Consider the following 8,960-nt stretch of genomic DNA (forward strand, 5'->3'; position numbering starts at 1 on the left):
TCCTCCATTCATGTTCGTATTTTTAAGAAGCTTTTTTCTCCTCTAAAAATGCAACGATTCCTGTTACACAACCATTCATGACAAGATAATACGGATTATTCGCTAATTTTAGTTCCTCTGCAATTTTATCAATGGTTGTTTTATGAATAAGAAGCATCTTCTTTGCATGCTCTTCGGGAGCGACAGACGCAAATTCTAAAACGACTGGCAAATAGTCTGGCAGCTCCTCATCCAATAGATCAAAACCGGCGTTGCGAAACTCTTCTTTTAGTTTTAAAAAGGCTTGGCCGCGCTCTTTCTGATCGCCAAATAGATGATAAGTTAAATACATTGTGGTTTTATCGCTAAAATCAAACGTATTCACATATATTTCGCATAACGTCTCTATTTCGTTTGTCGTTAAATAGTCCAGAAACTGCATAAACAGTTTCCGGACGCTTTCATTGCTTAGCGAAGAAATTTCATGGAATAATTGTTCATCACCGATCCACTCTTGTTCCGGGTACTGCAGCAAAATCGAAGCGATTTTAAAAATTTTCCGGTGCTCTTCCATCGATATCACTCCAATAAAATTGATGAAAGTTTTCCGCGTCATATCCCGAACATCCGGAACAAGATTCCATAAATTCATAACCGACTGCTCCTTGTCCGTAAAACATATTGTCTGCCTTCTCGCGATGCGAAGATGGAATCACATAGCGGTCGGAATATTTCGCAACAGCGGAAAGCTTGTACATTTCTTTCACCGTATGTTCATCCATTCCCAATTTATCTAATATGCTCTTATCCGGTTCTTTCCCCAAGTTCACGGCGCGCATATAACTTCGCATCGCCACCATTTTTTTCAACACCGTGCGAATCACTTCCGTATCTCCTGCTGCAAGCAAGTTCGCCAAATATTCAATCGGAATGCGCATTTGATCAATCGCTGGAAAAATGACGTGAGCATTAATGTCGTCCAATCCGCCGTCAAATGCTCCCATGATTGGGCTTAGCGGCGGAATATACCAAACCATTGGCAATGTGCGATACTCAGGATGAAGCGGAAGCGCAATTTTTTGTTCCACCGCCAATTTATAAACCGGGGAGCGTTGTGCCGCTTCAATCCAATCATCGGTATATCCTGCTTCACGCGCTGCTTTGATCACTTCCGGATCATACGGATTAAGAAATACATCTAAGTGGGCTTGATATAAATCTTTTTCATCCTTAACCGAAGCAGCAGCCTCCACTTTATCTAGGTCATAAAAAACAATGCCGATATAGCGGAGCCGCCCGACGCATGTTTCTGAACAGATCGTCGGCTGACCGGTCTCAATGCGTGGAAAACAAAATGTACATTTTTCCGCTTTATGTGTTTTCCAATTAAAATACACTTTTTTATACGGGCAGCCCGTCATACAAAAACGCCAGCTTCGGCACGCATCATGATCGACGAGCACAATGCCGTCTTCATCCCGTTTATAAATGGCGCCCGATGGACAGGAGGAAACACAAGGCGGATTTAAGCAATGCTCGCAAATACGCGGCAAATACATCATAAACGTTTGCTCAAATTCGAACTTTACTTTCTCTTCAATGCCTTTTATGTTCGGATCGCGTTTTCCTGTTTCATATACTCCCGCCAAGTCGTCTTCCCAGTTCGGCCCCCACGTAATTTCCATATATTCACCTGTCAGCTGCGATTTTGGTCTGGCAACAGGCTGATGTTGTTTTTCCGGGCTGTTAATTAAATTTTCATAGTCATATGTCCAAGGCTCATAATAATCGTCAATCGGGGTCATGTCCGGATTATAGAAAATATTTAGCAGTTTATTCACCCGGCCGCCGGCACGCAGCTCGAGCTTCCCGTCTTTGAGCACCCATCCGCCTTTACGTAAATCTTGATTCTCCCACTCTTTCGGGTAACCGATTCCCGGTTTTGTTTCTACGTTGTTCCACCACATGTACTCCGCTCCGGGACGATTCGTCCACGTATTATTGCATGTAATGCTGCATGTATGGCAGCCGATGCATTTATCTAAATTCATCACCATCCCAAATTGTGCCCTAATCCTCAAGCCAGTTCACTTCCTCTTTTTTAAGTTTGCGAATGATGACTTGTTCATCCCGTTGGTTTCCCGTTGGACCATAATAATTGAAGCCATAACTTAATTGCGCATAACCACCGATCATTTGTGTCGGTTTTACATGAATTCGCGTCGGGCTGTTAAACGTTCCGCCGCGAAGTTTGCTGATTGGCGAGCCCGGAACATTAATATAACGGTCTTGCACGTGATACATAAACGCGACTCCGCGCGGCAGCCGGTGGCTGACAACCGCCCGTGCGACGACAACGCCGTTGCGGTTATACATTTCAATCCAATCGTTATCGGCAATGCCTGCTTCCTCTGCGTCGTCTTTATTCATCCATACATGCGGTCCGCCGCGAAACATCGTTAACATCAGCAGGTTATCCCAGTAAGTGCTATGGTACGACCATTTATAGTGCGGCGTTAAATAGCGGAGCGCAATTTCTTTGCCGCTTGCCTTCGGACGATGGTCCTGTTCATAGAAAGCCAGTTTTCGCAATGGTGCTTTAAACGTCGGTAATTCCTCGCCAAACTCCAGCATTAACTCATGGTCAAGGTAAAAATGTTGCCTTCCCGTTAACGTCCGCCATGGAATGAGCCGCTCGACATTGGTCGTAAACGGGGAGTACCGCCGGTTTCCTGTTTCGCTCCCGCTAAATACAGGAGTCGTCAACACTTGGCGCGGCTGTGATGTAATCGCTTGGAACGTAATGTGCTCTTCCGCCCGTTCTTCCACTAAATCTTTTAGCTTTTGCATCGTCTTTCTTTCCATCTCTCCCCAAGCTTTCAGCGCCAGCGAACCGTTTGTCGCGCTCGATAACGCCAATATCGCCTCCGCTGCGTCACGGTCGGTCAACAAGCTTGGGCAATCTTTATACGGCTCTGTCAGCGAGGAAGAACCAGCCGTATCAAGCAGCCATTTGTATTCTTCTTTGGCGTCCCAGCTGAGCCCTTTTGCTCCGATTTGTTCCCGAGCCATCGGGCCGAGTGCCACAAATTTGTTGTACACTTCAGCATAATCCCTTTCCACGATGTGAAGACGCGGAAAATTCACCCCCGGAACCGGGTCGCTCGCTCCGTCTTTCCAATCGTTCACGATTCCAAACGGCTGGGCAATTTCATCTCGTGTATCATGCAAAAGCGGCGTTGCCACGACATCTTTGACTGGCGCAGAAAAATAGTGTTTCGCCATTTCCGAAAATGTTTTCGCTAGTCCTTTAAAGAAATCCCAATCCGATTTTGCTTCCCACGGCGGGGCAATCGCTGGATTAAACGGATGCACAAACGGATGCATATCGGTGCTGCTGATATCATATTTTTCATACCATGTGGCTGCCGGGAGGACGATATCAGAATACAGCCCTGTTCCGTTCATGCGAAAGTCGATGTTTATCATTAAATCGAGCTTTCCTTCGGGCGCGTCCTCATCCCAAACGATTTCGTTCGTCTTTAGCCCATCGTTTTGTCCGCTTAAATTCGCGTGATGTGTCCCTAACAAATGTTTTAAAAAATATTCATGGCCTTTTGCCGAGCTGCCGATCAAATTGGCGCGCCAGACAAACATCACTCTCGGAAAGTTGATCGGATCGGACGGATTTTCGATCGCAAACGTTAATTTCCCTTGTTTGATTTCATTGACCACATATTGAATCGCTTCTTCGTTTGTCTTTGCGTTCGCCTTTTCCACTAACGTGATGCTGTTTGTGTTAAATTGCGGGTAAGACGGAAGCCATCCTAAACGAGCCGCTAAATAGTTATAGTCGCCGCCATGCTGATAACGCGGCTGATCAAACAATGGAGAAATATGCTCGTCCATCTTTTGATCTTCGTATTTCCACTGCTCCGTTACAAAATAGAAAAACGATGTTCCGTTTTGCAGACGCGGCGGTCCTCCCCAGTCGCGCGCCATCGCAATCGTCTGCCAGCCTTCCAGCGGCCGTACTTTTTCCTGTCCGACATAATGCGCCCATCCTCCACCATTTACTCCTTGCGAACCCGTTAACAAAACAAGGTTTAAAATCGTACGGTAGATAGCATCGGAATGATACCAATGGTTGATGCCTGAGCCCATGACAATCATCGAACGACCTTTCGAATCGATCGCGTTTTGCGCAAATTCGCGCGCGATTTGCGCCGCCGTGTTTCGATCAATGCCAGTAATCGCTTCCTGCCATGCCGGCGTATACGGTTTCGGATCATTATAATCGACAGGATAATCACCCGGCAGCCCGCGGGAAACACCAGTTTTGGCCAGCAATAAATCGAAAACGGTCGTTACATACAGTGTATTTCCGTTTTTCTTGATTGCTTTTACAGGAACGCCGCGTTCCAGCACCATCTTTTTCTCTACTTCAAAATGCGGAATCTTAATCGTAACAATATCATCTTCTTTTCCTAAAAACGTTAATGCCGGGGCGATGCCGATACGTTTATTGTCCATGTCGTTTAGCTGCAAATTCCAATTCCCGTTATTTTCCCACCGATGTCCAATCGTTCCGTTTGGCACGGCGAAAGTCTTTGACTTTTCATCCCATACGACCGTTTTCCATTCCGCGTAACGCAGCGGCATGCCGATATCGCTTGCCCGTAAAAAGCGGCCTGCCGCATAATGATCTCCATGTTTTTTAAGCGTGACTAAAAACGGCAAATCCGTATATCTTTTTACATAATTTATAAAGTAATCCGTTTGCCGATCGACATAAAATTCTTTTAAAATAACGTGCGTCATGGCCATCGCCAGCGCCCCGTCCATTCCAGGCTGAATAGGAAGCCAGTTGTCGGCAAATTTGACAAACTCCGCATAATCTGGGCTCGCAGCGACAACTTTCGTTCCCCGGTAGCGCGCCTCTACATAAAAATGGGCATCCGGAGTACGCGTCTGCGGCAAGTTCGATCCCCACACAATCATATAGCTAGAGTTAAACCAATCGGAGCTCTCAGGAACATCCGTCTGTTCTCCCCATATTTGCGGGGAAGCAGGCGGAAGGTCGGCATACCAATCATAAAAACTAAGCATCGCCCCGCCGATTAAATTCAAAAATCTCGCACCGGCTGCATAACTCACCATCGACATCGCTGGGATAGGAGAAAAGCCGAAAATGCGGTCCGGGCCGTGCTTTTGAATGGTGTAAATCAGCGAAGCGGCGATCAGCGTGTTGACTTCATCCCAATTTGCGCGGATAAATCCTCCTTTCCCGCGTGCGCTTTTATACCGTTTTGTCTTTTTAGGGTCTTCCACGATCGATTTCCATGCAGAAACAGGGTCGCCTTCTTGCTTTAACGCTTCCCTCCATAGCTTTAAAAGCGGTCCGCGCACATAAGGATAGCGAACTCTTAGCGGGCTATATGTATACCAAGAAAAACTTGCTCCTCTTGGACAGCCTCGCGGTTCATATTCCGGCATATCCGGACCTGTTGTCGGATAGTCTGTTTGTTGTGTTTCCCAAGCAATAATGCCGTCTTTCACATGCACCCTCCAGCTGCAGGAACCGGTGCAATTCACTCCATGGGTTGTACGAACTACTTTGTCATGCTGCCAACGACGGCGGTACACTTTTTCCGAATCGCGTCCATACGGCGATACCTCGGCATGGCCGGCGGTTTTTTCGGATTTGCCAAAATACTTTAGCTTTCTTAACAGCGGTGAAGGTTTCTTATTCATGTCAGCATGAAGCTCCTTCCTTTGCTTTATTAGCTAAAATAAAAATTTTTCTTCGTCGTCACTATGCATACGGTTAATATGCAAAAGCGCATGAAATCGGGTGAGTACGTCTTGATCAATTCGTTGCGCTAATAATTGTTTCACTTCTTCAATCAAATATCTCATCAAGTCATGGTCACGCTTTAACATCGCCACTTTTTCAAACAAATTATGGTCTTCCTCTACTTTTTCTTGATAAAATCCTTCTTCCTCTGCTTGCGCATGGGCAATGATTCTCTTTTCCCAATGTTCCACAAGCGCGTCGGCAACCTCGCCAAGATGCTCCTCTCGTCCATCGTTATATAGCTTCTCAAGCAGCTCCGTCAGATGTTTTGCCTCGATAAATGCGCCGTTATGAATGGAACGGTGCGCCTCTAATTTCTTTAAGGAAGGGCCACTCATTTAATCACCTCTTTTTTCCTAATACAGTACCATTTATTCTTATTCATATATTTTTTCTATAATTTTCTAGTATTATGCAAAAAAAACAAAAAAGGAGAGTGATTTCTCTCCTTTGTCCATCTAAAACTATGCCTATGATGCACATCACTTACGTTTTTTATAATAATTATTTATAGAAAAGAGGAAATTTTGGTGGACGGCATATCATTTCTTTGTCTGACAGTACAATGATTAATGTCCATTTGTTTCTGCGCCGTCATCTTCACCTGTTTCCGTTACTTTTAATATCGCTACCGCTCCTTTTTGCGCTTGGTTGAACTGGTGGGAGACGATCGAGTAGCTGCCTGGACGTGTAACGGTAAACTCGACGACTGCGCCGCCGCTCGCCGGAAGCATCACTGTCTGCAAGCCTTTTAGATGGTTGTTTGGATTGCCGTCGATATAGACATCATCCAAAACGGTTCCAACGACGTGGAACGAGCTGACTTCGTTCGGTCCAACATTTTCGATATAAATTCTGACTTTGTCGCCAGCTTTGGCAACGAGCGGCTTCTCTTTTAGCGTAAACGTATCTCCGTTCGTATTTCGATCGCCTGCTTTTAACGCTTTTGTCGAAAAAACAACATAGCTTGGTACCCCGTTTTGGAAATCATCCATGTCATTATACTTGTACCACTCGTTTTGGATTAAGACAAATTCGCGGTCCACTTCTTTATCGGTCGGATAGCCGTTTTTCGGTTTGACGATAATCATGCCGTGCATGCCATTGGCGATGTGGGCGAGCACCGGCTTCGTGCCGCAATGGTACATAAATACGCCCGGGTTATTCGCTGGGTACGTAAACGTTCCCGATTTATTCGGCATGACGTCGACAAAATCTTTCGACGGCGAAGCGTGGACAGCGTGGAAATCCATGCTATGGGGCATCGCTGGGTCCATATTTTTTAACGTAAAATGGAGCGTATCTCCTTCATTGACGACAATGAGTGGTCCAGGTGCTTGACCGTTGAACGTCCATGCTTTATAGGCTTTCCCTTTATCAATTTCGATGTCAGTTACTTGTGCAGTCATCTCGATTTTGACATCATGCGGACCGATGCGTTCCATTTTCAACGGAACCGGTTTTTGGTTAAGACCTTCGTGAGCAGCAATGACATCCGAACTTGCGTGATGTCTTTCTATCTTCACCGTTTCCTTGGCAGTTTCTTTCTCTCCCGGCCTAGCATTTCCACAGGCGGCTAAAAGAGAAATAGCCGCGGCTATCGACATAAGCGTATAAAACTTACGCCCCATTTTTTCTCCCCCCGTATTTATTGATTTATTACACTTTCAGAGTACCGAGTGCATTCGTTCTCCCTAGTGATTTGTATCACGAATCATCACCAATGTTTGAATTGTTTGTGAAATAGTGAGCAATATTGCTTATATTTACGGTAACAATTATTTCCGTAGAGAAAATGATAAATGGAGTCACAGCCTGGTTTCGTTCCGTAACATCGGAAAAACATTTCACTATGCTGAATCAGGAAGGAAATGCTTCTCAAAAACAAAAAGCGGACCGCTGCAAACGATCCGCTGTTTCATCACCGTTACGATATATATGGATTTGCCGGTTCGCCCACTTTTTTGCCAAAAACCGTACGGTTAAGCAGGAAACAAATAAGGGCGAATAAGCTGAGAAGAATAAATCCAAGCACATAAGAGCCTGTGATATCTTTCACAATCCCCATTAAAATCGGTGGGAAAAAGCCGCCAAGCCCGCCCCATGCGCCAACGATACCGGTGACGGCACCTGTTTCCGCCGGGAACAGCTGCGGGACAAGCTTAAAGACAGCGCCGTTCCCTAATCCAGCCATAATTGCGATAAACAAACATGCCGCTGTCATCACCATGATATTTTCCATTCCAAACGCAATGACAAGCGCTCCAATCGTAATTCCGGCATAGACGAAATTCAATACCCGTTCGGCGCCGATTTTATCGCCAAGGTTTCCGCCAATTGGTCTTGCGAGTGTCGCAATAACAGTGAAACCAGCAGCGCGAAGCCCGGCATCCACCGGAGTTAAACCATATAAATCAATGAGCAGCGATGGCAAATAAATGCCAAATGCGACGAATGCTCCGAATGTAACGAAATAAAAGAGCGATAAAGTCCATGTATGTTTATATTTCAACACCGATAACGAATCAAGCATCGTTTTTTGCTGCTTAGGCTTTGGCATATCCGGAGTAAAGAACCAAACAAGAAGGAGCATGATGACAACTGGGATAATCATTCCCCAAAACGCCCATTTCACTCCAAACGCTGCCGCGATCGAAGGAACCGAAAAGCTTGCCACCGCTGTTCCAATATTGCCCATCGCGTTAATGCCGAGCGCTGTTCCTTGCTTTTCTGACGGTGTTAAGCGCGATACGAACGTAACAGAAATGGCAAACGACGTCCCTGCCATTCCGATGAAGAACGCCCAAAACATTAACATGGCAAACGAATTAGCAAAACCCGCTCCAATTAGCGGAATAATCAAAAATAATAGCAGCAGCGAAAACAATCGTCTACCGCCAATCCGATCCGTCCAAATTCCAAGCGGAATGCGCATGATAGAACCAAGCAGCACCGGGATCGCCACTAAAATGCTTTTTTGTGTCGATGTTAGTCCGTACATTTCTTGGAATGTATTCGCCAACGGAGAAAATACAGCCCATACGGCAAACGCAAACGTCATCGCCAACGTTGTGATCGGTAAAAGTGCTTTTTGCTTATTCATTACGAAAATCCTCCCTCTATA

6 protein-coding genes are annotated in these 8,960 nt (G+C 45.7%); all 6 read right to left on the reverse strand.

Features of this window, described 5'->3' with window-relative positions; translation table 11 throughout:
• Positions 1–22 precede the first annotated feature (22 nt).
• Entirely contained in the window at positions 23–553 is a 531-nt protein-coding gene (gene narJ, locus GCA01S_RS15850; RefSeq protein WP_042411304.1) for a nitrate reductase molybdenum cofactor assembly chaperone, read from the reverse strand.
• Positions 528–2,060 (reverse strand): nitrate reductase subunit beta, encoded by a 1,533-nt coding sequence (narH, locus tag GCA01S_RS15855; protein ID WP_042411307.1) that lies wholly within the window; start codon positions 2,058–2,060, stop codon positions 528–530. Before narH ends, narJ begins: the two co-directional genes overlap by 26 nt.
• A complete protein-coding gene (locus GCA01S_RS15860) occupies positions 2,050–5,733 on the reverse strand; it encodes a nitrate reductase subunit alpha (protein WP_042411310.1) in 3,684 nt (1,227 codons plus the stop codon). The genes narH and GCA01S_RS15860 overlap by 11 nt, the downstream gene beginning before the upstream one ends.
• Positions 5,734–5,766: 33 nt before the next feature.
• Complete coding sequence (locus GCA01S_RS15865) at positions 5,767–6,174, reverse strand: hypothetical protein (protein ID WP_042411313.1); 408 nt, start codon at positions 6,172–6,174, stop codon at positions 5,767–5,769.
• Positions 6,175–6,405: 231 nt separating this feature from the next.
• On the reverse strand, positions 6,406–7,467 hold the full coding sequence (locus GCA01S_RS15870) for a multicopper oxidase domain-containing protein (RefSeq protein WP_042411316.1): 1,062 nt from the start codon (positions 7,465–7,467) through the stop codon (positions 6,406–6,408).
• 296 nt (positions 7,468–7,763) lie between these two features.
• The gene (locus tag GCA01S_RS15875) at positions 7,764–8,939 is read right to left on the reverse strand and encodes an MFS transporter (protein ID WP_042411319.1); all 1,176 of its coding nucleotides are present in this window, start codon (positions 8,937–8,939) and stop codon (positions 7,764–7,766) included.
• Between the last annotated feature and the right edge of the window lie 21 nt (positions 8,940–8,960).

It is taken from the genome of Parageobacillus caldoxylosilyticus NBRC 107762 (genome assembly GCF_000632715.1).
GTDB classification, from domain to species: domain Bacteria; phylum Bacillota; class Bacilli; order Bacillales; family Anoxybacillaceae; genus Saccharococcus; species Saccharococcus caldoxylosilyticus.